This window comes from Agrobacterium rubi TR3 = NBRC 13261 (assembly GCF_000739935.1).
Lineage (GTDB): Bacteria > Pseudomonadota > Alphaproteobacteria > Rhizobiales > Rhizobiaceae > Agrobacterium > Agrobacterium rubi.
This window is the reverse complement of sequence record NZ_BBJU01000025.1, coordinates 90,220-109,587: the sequence shown is the minus strand read 5'-3', so window position 1 is coordinate 109,587 and position 19,368 is coordinate 90,220. Positions and strand designations below refer to the sequence as shown.

Below are 19,368 nucleotides of genomic sequence, written 5' to 3'. Positions count from 1 at the left end.
AGGGGGATGGCTGGATTTGCGCAACAGGCTGTCACATTTCACGCCGCTGTCACACTTCGCCCGCGTGCGCCATGCAGATCGAGGCAGCGCTCGAACCAGTCGCGCACCGGATCGTTTTGGGCAAACAGGTCGACACCGGAAATGACCCGTACCCATTGCAGCGCGCCGAAAACAATATAGTCAGCAAACAGTGGGCTATCGCCGCCGATGAAGGGCTGAAAGCCCAGCATGCGACGGATCGGCTCAAGCTTTGCCGGAAAGGCTGCGATCTCGGCGTCACGATTGGCTGTTACCTCCTCAATCGTTCGTCCAAACAACTTGGTGCGACTGTTACGGAAATAGACCCTGTCCGGCTCATCGAGTGTATCGTGAATATCCACAATTGCGAATTTGGCGATTGCGGGATGAAGTGTCGTCTGCGACCAGCTTTCGACAAAGCGGGCGAGCGACTTTCCGCCCTCGCCGTTGAACAGCGACGGCGCGTCCGGATAGGCATCTTCCAGATACAGCGCGATGTCGAAACTGTCTTTCACCAGTTGATCGCCATCGCGAAGGATCGGCACGGTTTTGGAAAAGCCGTTCTCCACGCCCGGAATGGCCGTGAACGCCAAAGGACGCTCTTCGAAATCCAATCCCTTATGCGCCAGCGACAGCACCGTCTTCCAGCAATGGGGCGAAAACGGGCGGGCATCATCACTGCCGCAAAGCGAATAGAGGGTTCTGGAGGTCATGGTCGGTCCTTTCGAAGCATCTGGATGAGATGCATTCAAACAGGCGATTCCGGCATAATCAAATGATGAAAATTGATGGGACGTATTAATCGTAGACCGGCTGCGCGTCCAACCTTCAGCCTCAGTTGGCGTAAACAGCGCACAAACCTTGGAAACTGTGGCTTTCGCGCTCTTGCCTTCAGACATGAGTTCGGCCAAAACGGCGCCATGATTACCATTTCAGACGTTTCCGCCCGTATTGCCGGGCGCCTCCTCCTTGATCACGCCAGCGTGTCGCTTCCAGCGGGCACGAAGGCTGGCCTCGTTGGCCGCAATGGCGCAGGCAAGTCCACGCTGTTTCGCATCATCACTGGTGACTTAGGCGCCGAGACCGGCGAGGTATTTATCCCCAAGAATTCCCGCCTGGGACAGGTGGCGCAGGAAGCACCGGCAACGGAAGAAAGCCTGATCGACATCGTGCTGGCCGCCGACAAGGAACGTGCCGCCCTGATGCTGGAATCGGAAACGGCAACCGATCCGGGCCGCATCGCCGATATCCAGATGCGCCTCGTCGATATCGATGCCCATTCCGCCGAAGCCCGTGCGTCTAGCATTCTGGCCGGTCTGGGTTTCGATCAGGATGCGCAGTTGCGCCCGGCCTCATCCTTCTCCGGCGGGTGGCGCATGCGTGTGGCACTGGCCTCCGTGCTGTTTGCAGAGCCCGACCTGCTGCTGCTAGACGAACCGACCAACTATCTCGATCTTGAAGGCACCTTGTGGCTGGAAGATTACATCCGCCGCTACCCTTACACCGTCATCATCATCAGCCATGACCGCGACCTGTTGAATAACGCCGTCAACGCCATCGTGCATCTGGACCAGAAGAAGCTGACCTTCTATCGCGGCGGTTACGACCAGTTCGAGCGCCAGAAGGCCGAAGCCGACGAGTTGCAGACCAAGGCCAAGGTCAAGAACGATGCGGCCCGCAAGCATCTGCAAAGCTTCATCGACCGCTTCAAGGCCAAGGCATCCAAGGCCAAGCAGGCGCAGAGCCGTGTGAAGGCGTTGGAACGCATGGGAACGGTGTCTTCCGTTATCGAAGATCACGTTCAGCCGATCACCTTCCCGGAGCCGGAAAAGCAGCCTGCCTCGCCTATCGTTGCCATCAATGGCGGTGCGGTTGGTTACGAGCCGGGTAATCCGATTCTCAAGGGCCTCAACCTTCGCATCGACAATGACGATCGCATTGCCCTGCTGGGCTCCAACGGTAACGGTAAGTCCACCTTCGCCAAGTTCATCTCGGGCCGCCTTGCGCCTGACAGCGGCGACCTGCGGCTAGCCCCATCGCTTAAGATCGGCTTCTTTGCGCAGCATCAGCTGGACGACCTCGTGCCGGAAGAAAACCCCGTCGAGCATGTGCGCAAGCTGATGCCGCAGGCACCGGAAGCCAAGGTCCGCGCCCGCGTGGCGCAAATGGGTCTGGCGACGGAAAAGATGGCCACACCCGCCAAGGATTTGTCGGGTGGCGAAAAAGCACGTCTGCTGATGGGTCTCGCCGCGTTCCACGCGCCGAACCTGCTCATCCTCGACGAACCGACCAACCATCTGGACATCGACAGCCGCCGCGCGCTGATCGAAGCGCTGAACGACTATAATGGCGCCGTCATCCTGATTTCGCATGATCGTCACCTGATCGAAGCCACAGTCGACCGCCTCTGGCTCGTCAACAACGGCACAGTGACGACCTTCGAAGGCGATATGGATGAGTATCGCGACCTGATTGTCTCCTCGGGTAAAAAAAAAGACGAAAAAATTGAAGTCGTAATCGACGGCGCTTCGAAAGCGGATCAACGCAAAGCGAATGCCGAAAAGCGCGCCTCGCTCGCCCCGTTGCGCAAAAAGATCAACGAAGTCGAATCCTTGACGGCAAAGCTTGAGAAACTGATTCAGGCGCTTGATAAGGAACTCGGCGACCCTGCCCTTTACGAAAAGGCACCTGCCAAGGCCGCACTGAAGGTTAAGGAGCGCGGCGAAGCCGCCAGCAAACTGGTCGATGCCGAAGAGCAATGGCTGGCTCTTTCCAGCGAATATGAAGAGGCAATGGCGGGCTAAGTCCCGCCATTGTTTTTAGTTCGAAGCCATCACAATGCGGCCCGATCGCGCAAGCTTGGTCCAGTGCACTTTCTGTCCCACGACATATCGGTAGAGTGCCTTGAGCATGGCGTAGTAAAGCACCTGCCGATAGGCAAAACGTTGCGACAGGTAGGTGACGAGAGGCAAGCGGCTCTCCCGATCATCCAATCCATAGGCGAACTTTCCATATATTATTTCTATTAAAAGTTGCAATGCTAGACAAAAAAAGACGAGCTGGTAGCTGAAGATGTATCCAGAACCGTCTGTTATCCAATTGGCAATGGAGACGCTTAAAACGATCAGGACCGCCACATCTGTCAGCGGCGCTGTTATGGAAGCCGCCACCTGAAACAGCCAGGCCTGTGGGACGGCGATCCATGCGAGACCCCGCGCATATCGGCTGCGATAAAGGCCTCGATGCTTCAACAGACATTGCAGCGTTCCAAATGACCACCGCAAACGCTGCCTGATGAAATCGGCCAAGGTTTCTGGAGCCTCTGTCCAGGCGATTGCCGCCGGTTCATATGCGACGTGCCAGCCAAGACGCTGAATAGCGATGGTCAGATCCTGATCTTCCGCCATCGTCTCTTCGGAAAATCCGCCCGCCTCTATCACCGCCTGTCTGCGCCAAGCGCCCGCTGCACCGGGAACCACCATCATCGCCCCCAATCTGGAAAAAGCGATGCGCTCCATATTCTGCGACGTAACATATTCGACGGACTGCCAGCGGGTGAGAAGATTGTGCGGGTTTCCCACCTTCGCATTGCCTGCGACGGCTCCGATGGCCGGGTTGTCAAAGTGCTTTACCAGGGCGGCGGCAGTCGTTGGCTCGAAATGGGTATCGGCGTCGAGCGCGACGAGAAGATCGGACCGCGCCACGGTCATGGCGAAGTTGAGGGCAGAGGCCTTGCCGCCATTGGGTTTGGAGAACAATCTGACACGTTGATCGCCAGAAAAATCCCGCTCCACACATCTTGCCGTGTCGTCGGTCGATCCGTCATCGACAACGATGATCTCGAAGGACACGTCCCTGCTATCCAACAAGCGCCGGATCGTCGCGGAAATCACCTTTTCCTCGTTGTAGCAGGGCACGAGAACACTAATGGAAACCGGCAACTGTTCCGTCTTGCGCAGTTTTCTGGCCAGCATTGGAGCACTGTATGACCCCTTAGCGTGTGACCACAGACCAAGGGCTGCCATAACGAGAAGCCGACCTGTGCCCAGACCGACAGTCACAACAAAAAACCACTTTAGAACGGTTGCTGCCGATACCAGCGATATGGCTGATGTCTCCACACCAATGCCGTTGCCATCAGTTGCAAAGGCGAGTTCTTTTGCAGCGAGGAAATCGAAGGGCGGTATCGCCAACGCTTTTGGGCTGAAATAGAGTGACGGCGGAATCAATGCTGGCAAAGACCGCGTGATTGATACAGTCATCAACGTCACATAAAGCGCCAACGCAATGAACAATAGAATAGGAAGAGAGAGGATGGATTTCTCCATCCTCAATTTGAAAAAATGCATTTTTAAATACCTTTACTTGATAAAATCTATTTTTAAAAAAATTTATCGGTATCGATCGCACTGTTTCTAAAATACTTACTGTGTGCGTATTCTCTTAAAATCAGTCTATGCTTCAAGTGACGGCAGAAAATTACCGTCACCAAAACCCTACACCCTAAAGGTATAAATATCAATTTTACCCTCTTAAGTTGTATCTATCGATAAATCCTTACGATTCAATAATTTAAGATTTCGTTCATATAAATTTGTTAACCATAAATCCACTAAGGTACAGAAAAGTAGCAGCAATGGCAGGCCGGAAGCGCTTCCATTCGAGCTCAGATTTCGGACGAAACTGGCACGATCTGGCGCTCTGCCTCGTCGTCAGATCCCCCGAAGATATCCCCTATCTGTCGGCTTGCCGCCCATCGGGTTTCTGCTACAAAGATTGAAATCAAGCCCTTTTCAGTGAATCAGCCAAACGGATTTCTTCATGTCAGCCACAAAGCTCGCCATCGTCGGCGTCGGCAAAATCGTTCGCGACCAGCATCTTCCAGCCATTGCCGCTAATCCGGATTTCGATCTGATCGCCACCGCCAGCCGCCACGGCACCGTGGATGGCGTGCCGTCTTACGGCACCATCGAGGCGCTTTTGGAAGCCGTGCCGGATGTCGAGGCCGTGTCGCTGTGCATGCCGCCGCAATATCGTTACACGGCCGCTTATGCCGCGCTGAATGCTGGCAAGCATGTGTTTCTGGAAAAGCCACCGGGTGCGACGCTGTCGGAAGTGCAGGATCTGGTACGCCTGGCCGATTCCAAGGGACTGTCGCTGTTTGCCAGCTGGCATTCACGTTATGCGCCTGCCGTCGAAGCGGCCAAGAGCTTCCTTGCCGCAACCAAGATCAACAGCGTTCACGTCATCTGGAAGGAAGACGTGCGCCATTGGCATCCGAACCAGGACTGGATCTGGCAGGCGGGTGGTCTTGGCGTGTTCGATCCTGGTATCAACGCATTGTCAATCATCACCCACATTCTGCCGCGCGCGCTGTTCATCACAAATGCAACGCTGGAGTTCCCTGAGAACCGCGACGCGCCGATCGCTGCTGACATCCAGTTCTCGGATGTAACGCAGATGCCGGTTCATGCAGAATTCGACTGGCGCCAGACCGGCAAGCAGAGCTGGGATATCGTGGCCGAAACCGAAGCCGGTCAGATGGTTCTGTCGGAGGGCGGCGCCAAGCTTTCCATCGCTGGCGAGCAGAAACTGGCCGAGCCGGAGCGCGAGTACCCTGCCCTTTACGAACGTTTTGCCGAAATCATCAAGGCCAAGACCTCCGATGTCGATCTGGCTCCGCTGATGCATGTCGCCGACGCATTCCTGCTCGGCCGCCACAAATTCGTGGATTCATTCTTCGACTAGCGTCTAAATGGCGCGGCTGACGAACCGGTCGCGCCCGTCTTTCTTGGCCTGATACAGCGCCTCATCCACACTTTGCAGAAGCGTGAGGCAATCCTGGCCCGCTTGCGGTGCAATGGCACCGCCAATGCTGAGCGGTGCATGGACCAAACGCCCATCGATGTTGAACGGTTGGCGGAAGGCTTCCAGCAAGCGCTCTGCCAGGATCGAGAGTTCCTGCGAACCGGCTGGTCGCGGCACGAACACCGCAAACTCGTCTCCACCCATGCGCACGGCAATGTCTTCGGCGCGGATGACATCACGAATACGGCTTGCGGCTTCGTGCAAGACACGGTCGCCAACGCCGTGGCCCAACGTATCGTTGATAGTCTTGAACCCGTCCATATCGAGATAAAGCGCACCGAATGTTTCGTTGGACTGCAAGGCTGCATACATCTGCGAGTCGACCAGCGCGCTCAGCGCCTTGCGGTTATAGAAGCCCGTCAACGGATCAGTCATGGCCGCATCGCGCAAGGCGCGCTCGGCAAGGCTCATGGTGAAGTTGGCCTTTTGTAGCCGCAGGAGCGCCGCCGCAAGGACCGCAAAACGCTTGAGGCTTTCCACTTCGCCTGGCTGCAACTGGCGTGGAGATGTATCGAGAATGCAGAAGGCGCCGACCGTCAGTCCCGGCTCCAGCTCGATGGGTGCGCCAGCGTAAAACCGGAATTTAGGACCGCCTTCGACATAGGGAAAACCGCGCATGTCGGGATGGGCGCTCAAATCCGGAACGATCAAGACATCGTTGGACAGAACAACACGGGTGCAGATCGAAATATCGCGGGAGCACTCGCTAACCTGAATACCGGCCTGATGCGCAATCCGCAGCCAGTCCTCATCGACGATATGGATCGCCGCACGGTCCATATCGAACACGCCTTTCGCGAGTTGGGAAAGCGCGGCCAGTTCCGGCGTCGGGCCAGACGCCAGAGACAAAATGGACCGCACTGCCACAAGACGCTCTGTTTCATTAACAGGCCACGGGGCGGATTGACCCATGTCTCTCTCCTTTATGTCGCGTCCGACGCATCGCTAAACATTTGCTGCATACAGCATTTTCGTTAATGCACCACACTTCAAAGGCCGAACACGCGGTTCGCGGCAGTCTGCACGCGACGTTTTCGGTCTCGGCATTTGTTCGAATGTCCACCATTCGCCCGGTGCGTTCACGCGCAAGCCACTTCACCACGGCCTTTTTCAAACAATCGTGACCACCATTAAACTCAACCGAAAGAATCGCTTAACGCCGCCTTTTGAGACCTGACTTTGCGTTTTTCAGCTTGTTAACATCGCCGGTGCGGCGTATTCACGCAGGGATTGGCGAAAGCCAGTTACCCGTACCAATCCGTTGGAGGAGTGGGGTTGCGAGGGACACTCGGATCTTGACGGGACCTATCGCCGCCTGAAGCCATCATGTGGCTCGCCAGGCATATCGATAGAACCCTTTGCGGAAAGTCATCATGGACAGCATTTCTCTAAGCTCGGCCGATTTTCTTCTGCAGCAGCCTCACCTGGGCTCAAGACACCGTGTCATCTGTCAGCACGGAATCCCTTTCTGCTCGCCAAGAGCGCAATGGCGTTTTGTCTGACTGCCAAATTTAAAACAGGCAGGAACTCTTGATGGTTTACCAACCGAAACCCTTATCCGCACTTTCAAAGATATGGCTGGCATTTCTCGGCCTCGTCATTCTCGCTGCCGGCCTCTTCTTCGCCTATTTTGGCGGCAAGCTCGCCATGGAAGGCGGCAGCCTTTACTTCATCATTTCCGGTGTCGCCCTTGTTCTCGGCGGCCTGCTCATCGCGCTGCGCAAACCGTTTGGTGCCACGCTGTTCGGCCTCGTTTTCATCGGCACGATTGCATGGTCCCTTTGGGAAGTTGGCGTTGACTATTGGCCGCTGATCTCCCGCCTTCTGGCATTGACGGTCGGCGCGACAGTCGTTGCGCTTTCCGTTCCCCTGCTGCGCCGCGCCGCCGGAAAGACACCGGCCTATGCCGGCTCGTTCATTCTGGCCATCCTTCTCGGTGCCGCGTCTGCGGCCGGAATGGCAGGCATGTTCGTGGCGCACCCGACTGTTGTTGCAAGCGGCGACGCCCCGGCGCTGACGCCTGTTTCGGCTGAAACAGAACAGAAGAACTGGGAACATTACGGCAATACCGCAGGCGGCAGCCGCTTCGTGGCGCTGGACCAGATCAACCGCGACACCATCAAGAACCTCGAGGTAGCCTGGACCTATCACACCGGCGACACCCCCATCAGCCCCGGTGGCGGCGGCGCCGAAGACCAGCAGACACCTTTGCAGGTCGGCGACCGTGTGTTCCTTTGCACACCGCATAATAACGTGATTGCGCTGGATGCCGATACAGGCAAGGAAATCTGGAAGAACGAGATCAACGCCAAGTCATCCGTCTGGATGCGTTGCCGTGGCCTTGCCTATTTCGATGCCACCCGTCCGCTCGAGCAGCCCAACCTTCCCGGCTCCACGCCTGTCACCGCAGCAACCGTTGCCGAAGGCGCACTGTGCCAGCGCCGCATCCTGATGAACACCATCACGGCAGAACTCATCGCTCTTGATGCCGACACCGGTGCATTCTGCCCAGATTTCGGCACCAATGGTCGCGTCAATCTCAAGGACGGCCTCGGCAATGCGCCCGACCCAAGCTATGTGCTGACATCGGCACCGACGCTTGCTGGCACCACCGTCGTCATCGGCGGACGCATCGCCGACAATGTGCAGGTGGATATGCCAGGCGGCGTCATGCGCGGTTTCGACGTCATCACCGGCCAACTGCGCTGGGCGTTCGATCCGGGCAATCCCGACATCACGCTGCTCCCGCCTCCGGGTCAGACCTATACCCGCTCGACGCCAAACGTCTGGGCCTCCATGTCCTATGACGCGGCGTCCAACACGGTGTTTATGCCGGTCGGCAGCCCATCGGTCGATCTCTATGGCGCAACACGCACAGAGCTCGATCACAAATACGGCGCATCCATGCTGGCGCTCGACGCCACCACGGGCCGTGAAAAATGGGTCTACCAGACGGTTCACAACGACCTCTGGGACTTCGACGTCCCGATGCAGCCAAGCTTCATCGACTTCCCCAAGGCAGACGGTTCCACCGTTCCTGCTCTGGTGTTCGGCACCAAGGCTGGCCAGCTCTATGTGTTGGATCGCGCAACGGGCAAGCCTTTGACAGAAGTCAAGGACGTTCCCGTCAAGCCGGGCAACATCAAGAACGAGAAATACGCGCCGACACAGCCGCTTTCCGTCGGCATGCCGCAGATCGGCGCGCAGACGCTGACCGAAAGCGATATGTGGGGGGCAACCCCGTTCGACCAGCTTCTGTGCCGTGTTGCTTTCAAAAGCATGCGGTATGACGGTGTCTACACCGTTCCAGGTACCGATCTGGCGCTGAACTTCCCAGGCTCACTGGGCGGCATGAACTGGGGTGGTATCTCCATCGACCCCAACACCAACACGATCTTCGTCAACGACATGCGCCTTGGCCTGTGGATCCAGATGCAGGAAGCGGCACCGACAACGGCCGTCAACAGCGGGTCGGAAGCCACCAACACCGTCATGGGCGTCGTGCCGATGAAAGGCACGCCGTACGCGGTCAACAAGAACCGCTTCCTCTCGGAACTCGGCATTCCCTGCCAGAAGCCTCCGTTCGGAACGCTGACCGCCATCAATATGAAGACGCAAAAGATCAACTGGCAGGTTCCGGTCGGCACGGTTGAAGACACCGGCCCGCTCGGCATCAAGATGGGACTTCCAATCCCCATCGGCATGCCGACACTGGGCGGCACTATGACCACCCAGGGCGGTCTCGTCTTCATCGCAGGCACACAGGACTACTACCTGCGCGCCTTCAGCACGGCGACCGGCGAAGAAGTCTGGAAAGCCCGCCTGCCAGTCGGCAGCCAGGGTGGCCCGATGAGCTACAAGTCACCCAAGACCGGCAAGCAATATGTCGTCATCTCCGCAGGCGGCGCACGGCAATCTCCGGATCGTGGAGATTACGTTATTGCGTATGCGTTGCCTGGTCAGAAGTAAGACTGCGTAGCATCAGGAATGAAAATGGCCGGGGATGACCCGGCCATTTTTTTATGGGGAGTACCTGATTTTTCCAGAAGTCCTCGCATTTGCAATATAATCAAGGTTCAGCGCCGGAGGCCACTTCAGTCACTGATGATCAACTAAAATAAGTTTCTGTCGTCGCTTCTTGGATCACCTTCTATTTGATGAGAAGCATAAAGATTGCTGCGAGCCTTACGCCGCCACGGCCGCGCAAGACTTTCCGGATTGGTTTTGATGTCAGCGATGGCGATAGCAGGCAAACCGCTAGACGGACACTGCGCCTCCCACTGACCATCCGGCGCAGCTATACCCGAGGGAACGGCCGTGCTTTGAGGCACGAGAGTGGAATAGCTGACCCAATAAGTATTGCTTGCGGCATGCCCCAGCACTTCAGCGCCAAATGCCGAAGCGTGAGAGGGACTATCACCTGCCGTAGAGAAGAGGACACAATCAACATTCAGTTTCTCGTACTCGATAAATATTTCGGGGTAGTGTGCTTCCATGCCGAGGGCACAGCCAAAAAGAAGGCCATCCACCTCAAAAGTCACGGCCTTCTTCCCTGGAGAATACATGAACGAGATTTTCGTATTCGATAGAAGTCGCTCATCGTAGCGTGTCACCACCTCTCCACGATTAGAGACGACGTATAAGCTGTTGTGTGGTCGGTGCGGAGGGGTGAGCGGATGGACCGAACCGAATATCGTCCAGAGGCTGAGCTCGCCTGCAAGTCTTCGGATTTCTTCCTGTTCCTCGCGCAAAGTACTCCATTCGAACCGTGTCCAATCGGAAGGCCCGATGTCTCGGGGACCAGTTTCGGACATGATCCGTTTATGTGGCCAGCAGGTTGTACCCTCCGGGAAATGCAAAAGACGAGCACCGGCGTGATGGGCGTCACGCATGAGGCCGCGCATTTCCGTTCCACTAGCACGAAGCGCCGAAACGTCGCGGGGATCATCGAACAAGGATGTTTGGGCCACCGCCATCCGTATCGAACGGCTCACAGGCCGGTCGGTCACCTTGCGAATATGTTGAAGAGCTGCGGTATAAGACTCGCCAGTTTTGGCGGCACGGGCACGCACTCGGCGTTTAAGGTTTCCGTTTTCGGTCATAATCTGGCCTTTCACGTCCCGAACGCAGTCCCCCAGCAACCCGCCCGAAACGATCGGACCAAGACAAGCAGCCTGAGACGGAAGTCCCTTTGCCTCCGTTGAAGACCATGCTGAGGAAGGTCTGGGAGGTTAGGCGATGGCTGCGCCGACGTAAAATTGGCTAGTAGATATTGATTCGTCAAGCGGTGCCCGATGCAACGAAGAGTTACTACCTTGGAACGATCGGCCAGGTAACCACGGCCAAACAAGTGATAACACAGCCCTCAAGCCTTCTTCTGCCAGCGCCCTTCCGGCGATTGCTGCCAATAGGTTAGCGTATGCCCCTCGCCTTTCAGCTTTTTCCACTGCGCGCGTGCGCCTTCCAGCTGGCTGGCATCATATCCATCGAACATGAAGACGATGCGCTCGTAGGGATCGACCGGTGGCGGCTCTGCGCCGTCAACGATGAAGCGGACGTTGGCGGCGTTGGCGTTTTCGGCCGATGTCGTCAGCATCACCGGTTGGACGGCGGTGTTGTCTGATGCGTCTGTGGCATGGGGCATGAAGCTGTCGTCGCGGAAGGTCCACAGGTGGACATCGAGCGCATCACGGCGCTCTTCCGTCACAGCCTGGACCGCGACCTTCCAGCCGCGTTCCAGGGATTTTTCCAGAAGTGGCGGCAGGGCGTCTTCCAGTTTCGATTCCGTCAGATGGTAAAACAGTATCTCTGTCATCGAAACGCCCGTACCGACTTGCTCGTCAAGTTTCAATCCTCATAATGCGCGCGAACGAGTTCGTTGAGCAGACGCACGCCGTAACCAGAACCCCATGACTGGTTGATTTCGGTGAGCGGCGAACCCATCGCAGTTCCGGCAATATCCAGATGCGCCCACGGCGTTTCGCCCACGAAGCGCTTGAGGAACTGCGCGGCGGTGACGGAACCGGCCAGACGACCCGAGCTGTTCTTCATATCAGCAAACTTGGAATCGATGATCTTGTCGTAATCCTTGCCCAGCGGCATGCGCCACAGCTTTTCCTGTGTCGTATTGCCCGCGCTTGTCAAGCGTTCGGCCAGTTCGTCATCGTTGCAAAACAGGCCGGCCTGGAGATTGCCGAGTGCCACGGTGATCGCACCCGTCAGCGTTGCCAGATTGATCATGAACTTTGGCTTGAAACGATCATTGGTGTACCAGAGCGCATCTGCCAGAACGAGACGGCCTTCGGCGTCGGTGTTGATGATTTCGATGGTCTGGCCTGACATGGAGGTGACGATATCGCCTGGGCGCTGGGCATTGCCATCCGGCATGTTTTCGACCAGGCCGATCACGCCGATGACGTTTGCCTTGGCCTTGCGCGCGGCCAGCGTGTGCATGAGGCCCGTCACGGCGGCCGCGCCACCCATGTCGCCCTTCATGTCTTCCATGCCTGCACCGGGCTTGAGCGAAATGCCGCCGGTGTCGAAGACGACGCCCTTACCGATGAAAGCAATCGGCTCGTCTTTCTTCGCGCCACCCTTCCACTGCATGATGGCCAGACGTGGCGGGCGAACGGAGCCCTGAGCAACGCCGAGAAGAGCGCCCATGCCCAGCTTCTTCATCTCCTTTTCGCCAAGGATTTCAACCTCGACGCCGAGTTTCTTCAACTCTTCCGCCTTTTCGGCAAATTCCACGGGGCCGAGAACATTTGGCGGCAGATTGACGAGATCACGCGCCAGAATGACGCCCTGGGCTTCGGCCTCTGCCGTTTCGAAAGCCTTTTTCGCCTCACCATGAACAGCCGTTACGATGGTGACCTCGACGCTTTTTGGTGTCTTGTCGTCGTCGGACTTCTTTTTCGTCTTGTAGGTATCGAAGCTGTAGGCCCGCAGCAGAAGGCCGAGTGCGAAATCGGCTGCTGCCTTGCAATCGACCTCAATGCCGAGCGCGTCGAGATAGACGACGACCTTTTCAGCCTTCTTGAACTGCGCAGCCGCCGTTCCACCCGCGCGCAGCCAGTCATGCGCCGTCAGCTTGGCGGGCTTGCCCAGACCGATCACGACGATTCTGTCGGCATCGGAACCTTGTGGTGCCAGTACATCCAGCACGCTCATCGACTTGGCGGTAAAGCCAGCGACCTTGGTTGCCTTGGCAAGCACACCAGCGGGATCGACCTGCGCCTGGCCGGCGGGCGCATTTTCGCCTGATACCTGCAGCAGAACAGCGCTGGCATTTTCCAGGGAAGCGGAATTGGTAAAGGATATATCGAATTTGGCGGACATGTTCTCGCTCATCACTCTCATTTCAGGATGCGGCGGATCATGGCTCTTTCCGGCTCCGGCGCAAGTCTGCAATCCAATCCTTGCATGTCAATTTTGTGAATCACTTAGGCGAGGATGAGAAAAATCCGCATTAACAAAAAGACACAGGCGTCAGAAAAATTGTCGCACAAGACAGATTTGTGTGCGGTGCGGAGTCGCCATCCGCGATTGTTGCAGCTAGATAAGAGCAGTTCCCGCGGGGGGAACATGCATTGCGATTACGGCATCAGGGACTGAATGACGCTTCTTGAACGATACATATTGCGACGCTCGACGCAGATGTTTCTGGTCGCGCTGTTGCCCGTTCTGGCCATCATCTGGACGATTCAGGTTCTTCAAAGAATCAATCTCGTCACCGATACCGGCCAGTCCATGGGCTCGTTCGTCACGCTGGCAACGATGCTGTTGCCGACGCTCATTCCCGTCGTTCTGCCCTTCGCGCTGGTCATTGCCATCACGCAAACGCTGACGGCGATGAACACCGATTCGGAGTTGGCCATTATCGATGCGTCCGGCGCGTCGCGCTGGATCATCTACAAACCCATCCTGATTCTCGGCGCGGTCTTGAGCCTCGTATCGTTCGGCATCACCAATTTTGCAGAGCCACCCGCCCGCACGGCAGCGCGGCAGATGGTGGCTGCGGCCTATGCGGACCTCTTGTCGTCGGTGATAGAGGAAAAAACGTTCCGCACCATTCAGGACGGCCTTTATGTCCAGATCGGCGAACGCCAGGGGCGTATCCTGCGCGGCCTGTTCGTGGCGGACCGTCGTGATCCGAATTACGACCTCATCTATTATGCCAAGGAAGGCATGATCGATGAAGGCGGCACGTCATTGACCATGCGTGATGGTGAAGTGCAGCAGAAAACACCAGATGGCAAAGTCTCCGTCGTCAAGTTCCTGTCCTATGCCTTCGACCTGTCGACCATGTCTGAAAAGGGAGACGCCGAGCCGTCGATTTCGTCCAGCGATGCGAGTCTGGCTTTCCTGCTCTCGCCGGACGAGACGGTCGAAAGTTATCGGAAGGCACCCGGTGGCTTCCAATCGGAACTGCATCGCCGTCTCGTCGACTGGATGTTCCCGTTCGTCTTTGCGTTGATCTCGCTGGTGGTCGCCGCCGATGCGCGCTCCCACCGTGAGGCGCGGCTGCATCCCATGGTGGCCGCACTGCTCACGGCGTTCATGCTGCGCTGGCTCGGATTTTATTTCACCAATCAGGTCAAGCAGAGTGCTGCCTTCATTCCGCTGGTTTACGCCGTGCCGCTCGTCAGCGGCGGCATCGCAACGTTTCTTTTGATGACGGGCCAGAAACTGCGCATGCCCTGCGCGTTCAGCAATGCCTTGCAGAACCTCCAGAAGCGTATGTCGCCGTCCAAGACCTCCGGCTCGGGAGGGCAAGGCGCATGATGTTTGGGACCCTCGCCCGTTATTTCCTGCGACGCTACGCGATGACCACCTTCTGGTTTTTGCTGGGCGTTTCGGCCATCATTTTTCTGGCCGACTTCAGCGAAACAGCAAGACGTATGTCTGGCCTGCCGGGATATTCCGTTCCCGCCGCGCTCGGGCTGACCGCCTTGCGCCTTCCACTCATTTTGCAGCAAACCGTTCCCTTCATCGCGCTCTTCGTCGGCATGACGACGTTGATCTCGCTGAACCGTCGCTATGAACTGGTGGTCACGCGCGCCGCCGGCATCTCGGCCTGGCAATTCATTCTTCCCTTCGTCGGCGGTGCCATTCTTCTTGGCATTCTGTCCATCGTTGTCCTCAACCCGGTTGCCGCATGGGGCGAAAGCAAATCGCTCGCCGTTGAAGCCGGATGGCGCAACGAAGGTGGATCATCCCGCCAGCAGCAGGTCCTTCCCTGGCTGCGCCAGAGCAGCGGCGGGCAGGATACGATCATCGGCGCCAAGAGCTTCGAGGACAACGGTACCCTGCTCAAGGATGTGGTGCTCATACACCTCGACAAGGACGGCAATATCCTCCTTCGGCAGGATGCACAGTCGGCTAAGTTGGAAGATGGTTACTGGCTTCTTAACAACGTTGCAGAGATCAGGCCGGGCCATGTTCCAACCCGGGAATCGTCTGCTCGAATCAGTACCAATCTGAGACAGGAATTCGTTCAGGAACGCCTGACGCAGCCGGAAACCGTTGCTTTCTTTGATCTTTCTCACAAGATCGAGGTTGCGCAGTCCTTCGGCATCTCTTCAAAGGCGCTGGAAACACAGTACCACTTCCTGTTGTCCATGCCTTTTCTTCTCGTGGCGATGACCTTGATCGCCGCGACTGTTTCATTAAAGTTCAGCCGTTTCGCACAGTCTCGCTCCGTGATTCTGGGTGGAATCGTTTCCGGCTTCGTGCTTTATGTAGTAACCGTGCTCGTAAGGGCATTCGGGAGTAGCGGTGTTGTTCCTCCCTTCGTTGCGGTCTGGGTTCCAGTCGTCGTGGCGTTGGCATTGGGGGCAACTATTCTGCTTCATCAGGAGGACGGCTAGTGGCGGTATTTGACCGCGGGAATATCAGACGGCTTGCGACAGCCCTTCTGACTGGTGCTGCTGTGTGCGCATATGTGGCTACCGCTTCCAGCGTTTTTGCTGAAGACGGTGTCATTGTAGGCGACCCTCAAGACCAATCAAAACTCCTGCTTACAGCAAACGAACTTACCTATAATAAAGATTCCGAACGCGTCATCGCGACCGGCGGCGTGCGCCTGCATTACACCGGCTATCGCATGGTGGCGCAGCGTGTGGAATACAATCAGTCGACCGGTCGGGTGCTTGCCCGTGGCAACATCGAATTGATCGAACCGGGCGGCAATCGCATATATGCGGACGAGTTGGATGTCACCGACGACTTCGGTCAGGGCTTCGTCAACGCCTTGCGCGTGGAAACGACCGACAACACCCGCATCGCCGGCGAAAGCGCGGAGCGTCTTTCTCAAGACGTGATGATTTTGAACAACGGCGTCTACACCGCCTGCCTTCCCTGCGCCGAGCGGCCTGAAAAGGCGCCGTTGTGGCAGGTCAAAGCAGAGCGCGTCATTCAGGACGGCAAGACGCATACGATTCGCCTGGAGAAAGCTCGTTTCGAGTTGTTCGGCAAATCCATTGCCTACCTTCCCTTCATCACGGTCCCCGACAATACTGTAAAGCGTAAGTCCGGGTTCCTGTTCCCTCGCATGAGCGTGACCGACAATCTTGGCTTCGGTGTCGGCGTTCCCTACTTCCAGGTGCTGTCCGATACGTCGGACCTGACAATCACGCCGACCTATTACACCTCGCAGGGTTTGCTGCTGGAGGGTGAGCTGCGCCAGAAATTTGAGTCCGGTTCGCACACATTGCGTGCGGCTGGGATCAACCAGATGAACCCGCAAGACTTCGACCCCAATACAAGCGATTCACAAAACGATACACGTGCGATGATCGCTTCCAAGGGCGAGTTCAATATCAATCCGCGCTGGACCTTCGGCTGGGACGCCATGGTTCAGACAGACAACAACTTCTCGCGCACCTATGATTTGAAAGACTACAACAGCGACGTTCAGACCAACAAGCTGTACCTGACAGGCATTGGCGAGCGTAACCACTTCGATGCGAACGCCTATTACTTCAACGTGCAGGACACCGACGATTCGGAGTCTGAAGAGCGCAAGCAGGCAATCGTTCACCCGGCCGTAGACTACCGTTATTTCCTGCCGGATCCCGTTTATGGCGGTGAGCTTTCGCTGACGACCAACTTCACGAGCCTGACACGGCAAAAGCAGGACGCCTACAATCTGGGCGATTCCATTCGCTACAATGGTCTTGAAGGCAGCTACACACGCCTGTCCACGGAAGCGGAATGGAAGCGTACCTTTACCTTCGACAGCGGTTTGCTGCTGACTCCTCTTCTGGCTGCGCGCGGAGACGCGTTGTGGACGGATATGTCCGCAAACAGCTTTGGTACGTCTCTGAATTACGACGGTACCATCAACAATGATGCCAGCATGCGCGGAATGGCGACGTTTGGCCTTGAGGCCCGTTACCCAATTCTGTTCACCGCGCTTCACAGCAACCATGTGATCGAGCCGATCGCGCAAATCTTCGTTCGACCGAATGAAGGATATGCCGGTGAGCTTCCGAACGAAGATTCCCAGGCATTCGTTTTTGATGCGACCAACCTTTTCGAGCGCGACAAGTTTTCGGGCTTCGACCGCATCGAAGGCGGCACACGCGCCAATATCGGCTTCCGCTACAACGGCACCTTCGACAATGGTTATGGCATTCGCGCGATCGCCGGTCAGTCGTTCCATCTGGCGGGTCAAAACCCGTTTGCCCAGAACGATCTGGTGAATGTGGGTGCGGACTCTGGTCTGGAAACGGATCGTTCCGACTATGTTGCAATGGCCGCGATCGATGCGCCTATCGGCCTGTCGCTATCCTCAAGCCTTCGCTTCGACAAGGACAGCCTGGAAGTCAACCGATCTGAAACGGGCGTCGCTTACACCGACAACCGCGTTTCCGGCAAAGTCAGCTACACGCAGGTCGATGCGCAGCCTGACTATGGCTATGACAGAAAACGCGACATCGTCCAGGCCTCAGGCAAGCTGCGCATGGACGATAACTGGTCGCTGTTTGGCGCCATCAACTACGATCTGAACAACAAATTTTCGAGTGAACGCCGCATCGGCGTTCTCTATCAGGACGAATGCACGATCTTCACGGTCAGCTATTCGGACAAGGGTAACCTCGACACGGTTCGCGAGTCGGCCAATGACTGGTCCATCAACGCCCGCTTGGCCTTCAGAACTCTCGGAGATATCACCGTCGGATCAGCCGGCACCGACTGGGACGACGCCGATATCGGCTGGAAGCCCAACAATTACTAAGGTCTGCGCGCGGCGAAGTGAAAACTTCGCCGCTTTCGTTTTTACGCAAGTGTGAACGCAGGTTTCAACACCACGCCACCGTTTTGCCGCAACATATCTTCAGTGTCGCTTTGCTGTGACGATTGCCGTTCCAATCATTCCAATGATATAGATGTCCGCGTTTACGGTAAAACTGCAACAAAATACAGTTTGTCGGTTGACGGGCGGTGGTATCCGCTTCATCCGATAACCCAGATATTCAAAAAACACGGTCGTAGCGTTGCTCACCGACATATCGACAGGGAGAGAACAGGATGAAATTCGGAAAGACGGCGTTGCGCAGCGTAGCATTCGCCTTTGCGATTTTCGCGGTTCCCATGGTTATCGCGCTGCCGGCGCATCAGGCCTTTGCGGAAAGCGCCGTGAGGGTCGTCGTCAACAAGACGCCGATCACCAGTGACGATATCGCGCGCCGCACGGCATTTTTAAAGTTGCAGCGCCAATCCGGTAATCTGCCACAAAAGGCACGTGAGCAGCTCATCGACGAGGCGTTGAAGCGCGAAGAGATTGCGCGCGTCAAAATGTCCGTCAGCACATCGGATGTCGATGCGTCCTTTGCCCGTTTCGCGTCTACGAACAAGATGACTACCGATCAGTTGACCAAGGTTCTGGCGCAGGCAGGCGTTGGCGCTGAACACTTCAAATCCTTCATCGCCGTGCAGATGAGCTGGCCACGCCTCGTCAACGCGCGCTATGGCGGGCGCAACAAGATGTCGACACAGGATTTTGTGACCCGGCTGAAAGAGCGCGGTCAAAAACCCGTCACGACAGAATATTTCCTGCAGCAGGTTATTTTCGTCATTCCGGAAGCGAAGCGCAAATCCATTACCGGCAAGCGCAAGTCCGAAGCGGAAGCGTCACGCAAGCGTTACCCCGGCTGCGAGCAGGCAAAGACCTTCGCGGCGACCATGCTCGACGTTGCGATCAAGGATCTCGGCCGCATGCTTGAGCCGGAACTGCCCGCCGACTGGAAAGAGCTCGTCCAGAAAACACCTGAAGGCGGGACCACCGGAACGCGTGTCACGGAAAAAGGCGTGGAGTACCTGGCTGTCTGCAAAAAGCAACAGGTGTCGGACGACTATGCCGCTGAGGTGGTTTTCCGTGCTGAAGACCTGACGAAGGCCGAAAAGGGTGAAAACCCCAACGAAAAGAAGTATCTGGAAGAACTGCGTAAGAAAGCCCAGATCACCAGCACCTGATTG

The 19,368-nt window shown here is 56.7% G+C and carries 13 protein-coding genes; 7 read left to right on the top strand and 6 right to left on the bottom strand.

What is annotated here, in order from left to right; genetic code table 11:
* Window positions 1-38: 38 nt before the first annotated feature.
* Window positions 39-731 carry a glutathione S-transferase family protein gene (locus RRU01S_RS19370; RefSeq protein ID WP_045231912.1) on the bottom strand — a complete coding sequence of 231 codons (693 nt, stop codon included), beginning with the start codon at window positions 729-731 and terminating at the stop codon, window positions 39-41.
* Window positions 732-938: 207 nt separating this feature from the next.
* On the opposite strand from RRU01S_RS19370, the gene RRU01S_RS19365 reads away from it, so the two are divergent.
* Window positions 939-2,822, top strand: a complete 1,884-nt coding sequence (locus RRU01S_RS19365) for an ABC-F family ATP-binding cassette domain-containing protein (RefSeq protein ID WP_045231848.1) — start codon at window positions 939-941, stop codon at window positions 2,820-2,822.
* Between the two features lie 15 nt (window positions 2,823-2,837).
* On the opposite strand, the gene RRU01S_RS19360 is transcribed toward RRU01S_RS19365, so the two are convergent.
* Window positions 2,838-4,280 (bottom strand): glycosyltransferase family 2 protein, encoded by a 1,443-nt coding sequence (locus RRU01S_RS19360; RefSeq protein ID WP_165572248.1) that lies wholly within the window; start codon window positions 4,278-4,280, stop codon window positions 2,838-2,840.
* Between the two features lie 559 nt (window positions 4,281-4,839).
* Between RRU01S_RS19360 and RRU01S_RS19355 the strand changes: the two genes are divergently transcribed.
* The gene (locus RRU01S_RS19355) at window positions 4,840-5,766 is read left to right on the top strand and encodes a Gfo/Idh/MocA family protein (protein ID WP_045231847.1); all 927 of its coding nucleotides are present in this window, start codon (window positions 4,840-4,842) and stop codon (window positions 5,764-5,766) included.
* Between the two features lie 3 nt (window positions 5,767-5,769).
* On the opposite strand, the gene RRU01S_RS19350 is transcribed toward RRU01S_RS19355, so the two are convergent.
* Complete coding sequence (locus RRU01S_RS19350; protein WP_045231846.1) at window positions 5,770-6,798, bottom strand: sensor domain-containing diguanylate cyclase; 1,029 nt, start codon at window positions 6,796-6,798, stop codon at window positions 5,770-5,772.
* A gap of 621 nt (window positions 6,799-7,419) precedes the next feature.
* On the opposite strand from RRU01S_RS19350, the gene RRU01S_RS19345 reads away from it, so the two are divergent.
* The gene (locus RRU01S_RS19345) at window positions 7,420-9,855 is read left to right on the top strand and encodes a glucose/quinate/shikimate family membrane-bound PQQ-dependent dehydrogenase (RefSeq protein WP_045231845.1); all 2,436 of its coding nucleotides are present in this window, start codon (window positions 7,420-7,422) and stop codon (window positions 9,853-9,855) included.
* Window positions 9,856-9,998: 143 nt separating this feature from the next.
* Here the strand turns inward: RRU01S_RS19345 and RRU01S_RS19340 are convergent, their stop codons facing one another.
* The 3 genes from RRU01S_RS19340 to RRU01S_RS19330 all read right to left on the bottom strand — a co-directional run bounded on the left by RRU01S_RS19340 (window position 9,999) and on the right by RRU01S_RS19330 (window position 13,224).
* On the bottom strand, window positions 9,999-10,988 hold the full coding sequence (locus RRU01S_RS19340) for a carbon-nitrogen hydrolase family protein (protein WP_045231910.1): 990 nt from the start codon (window positions 10,986-10,988) through the stop codon (window positions 9,999-10,001).
* Window positions 10,989-11,251: 263 nt separating this feature from the next.
* A complete protein-coding gene (locus tag RRU01S_RS19335) occupies window positions 11,252-11,701 on the bottom strand; it encodes a DNA polymerase III subunit chi (RefSeq protein ID WP_045231844.1) in 450 nt (149 codons plus the stop codon).
* A gap of 32 nt (window positions 11,702-11,733) precedes the next feature.
* Window positions 11,734-13,224, bottom strand: a complete 1,491-nt coding sequence (locus RRU01S_RS19330) for a leucyl aminopeptidase (protein ID WP_045231909.1) — start codon at window positions 13,222-13,224, stop codon at window positions 11,734-11,736.
* Window positions 13,225-13,500: 276 nt separating this feature from the next.
* Between RRU01S_RS19330 and lptF the strand changes: the two genes are divergently transcribed.
* The 4 genes from lptF to RRU01S_RS19310 all read left to right on the top strand — a co-directional run bounded on the left by lptF (window position 13,501) and on the right by RRU01S_RS19310 (window position 19,365).
* On the top strand, window positions 13,501-14,670 hold the full coding sequence (lptF, locus tag RRU01S_RS19325; RefSeq protein WP_045231843.1) for an LPS export ABC transporter permease LptF: 1,170 nt from the start codon (window positions 13,501-13,503) through the stop codon (window positions 14,668-14,670).
* A complete protein-coding gene (gene lptG, locus RRU01S_RS19320) occupies window positions 14,667-15,755 on the top strand; it encodes an LPS export ABC transporter permease LptG (RefSeq protein WP_045231842.1) in 1,089 nt (362 codons plus the stop codon). Before lptF ends, lptG begins: the two co-directional genes overlap by 4 nt.
* Window positions 15,755-18,127 carry an LPS-assembly protein LptD gene (locus tag RRU01S_RS19315; RefSeq protein ID WP_045231841.1) on the top strand — a complete coding sequence of 791 codons (2,373 nt, stop codon included), beginning with the start codon at window positions 15,755-15,757 and terminating at the stop codon, window positions 18,125-18,127. Before lptG ends, RRU01S_RS19315 begins: the two co-directional genes overlap by 1 nt.
* 293 nt (window positions 18,128-18,420) lie before the next feature.
* Window positions 18,421-19,365, top strand: coding sequence for a SurA N-terminal domain-containing protein (locus tag RRU01S_RS19310; protein WP_045231840.1), 945 nt, complete (start codon window positions 18,421-18,423; stop codon window positions 19,363-19,365).
* Window positions 19,366-19,368: the final 3 nt, after the last annotated feature.

What these genes read in the sequence shown, in the direction of transcription:
- RRU01S_RS19370 (WP_045231912.1), bottom strand. Translation starts at nt 731, where the DNA reads ATGACCTCCAGAACCCTCTATTCGCTTTGCGGCAGTGATGATGCCCGC.
- RRU01S_RS19365 (WP_045231848.1), top strand. Translation starts at nt 939, where the DNA reads ATGATTACCATTTCAGACGTTTCCGCCCGTATTGCCGGGCGCCTCCTC.
- RRU01S_RS19360 (WP_165572248.1), bottom strand. Translation starts at nt 4,280, where the DNA reads ATGACTGTATCAATCACGCGGTCTTTGCCAGCATTGATTCCGCCGTCA.
- RRU01S_RS19355 (WP_045231847.1), top strand. Translation starts at nt 4,840, where the DNA reads ATGTCAGCCACAAAGCTCGCCATCGTCGGCGTCGGCAAAATCGTTCGC.
- RRU01S_RS19350 (WP_045231846.1), bottom strand. Translation starts at nt 6,798, where the DNA reads ATGGGTCAATCCGCCCCGTGGCCTGTTAATGAAACAGAGCGTCTTGTG.
- RRU01S_RS19345 (WP_045231845.1), top strand. Translation starts at nt 7,420, where the DNA reads ATGGTTTACCAACCGAAACCCTTATCCGCACTTTCAAAGATATGGCTG.
- RRU01S_RS19340 (WP_045231910.1), bottom strand. Translation starts at nt 10,988, where the DNA reads ATGACCGAAAACGGAAACCTTAAACGCCGAGTGCGTGCCCGTGCCGCC.
- RRU01S_RS19335 (WP_045231844.1), bottom strand. Translation starts at nt 11,701, where the DNA reads ATGACAGAGATACTGTTTTACCATCTGACGGAATCGAAACTGGAAGAC.
- RRU01S_RS19330 (WP_045231909.1), bottom strand. Translation starts at nt 13,224, where the DNA reads ATGTCCGCCAAATTCGATATATCCTTTACCAATTCCGCTTCCCTGGAA.
- lptF (WP_045231843.1), top strand. Translation starts at nt 13,501, where the DNA reads ATGACGCTTCTTGAACGATACATATTGCGACGCTCGACGCAGATGTTT.
- lptG (WP_045231842.1), top strand. Translation starts at nt 14,667, where the DNA reads ATGATGTTTGGGACCCTCGCCCGTTATTTCCTGCGACGCTACGCGATG.
- RRU01S_RS19310 (WP_045231840.1), top strand. Translation starts at nt 18,421, where the DNA reads ATGAAATTCGGAAAGACGGCGTTGCGCAGCGTAGCATTCGCCTTTGCG.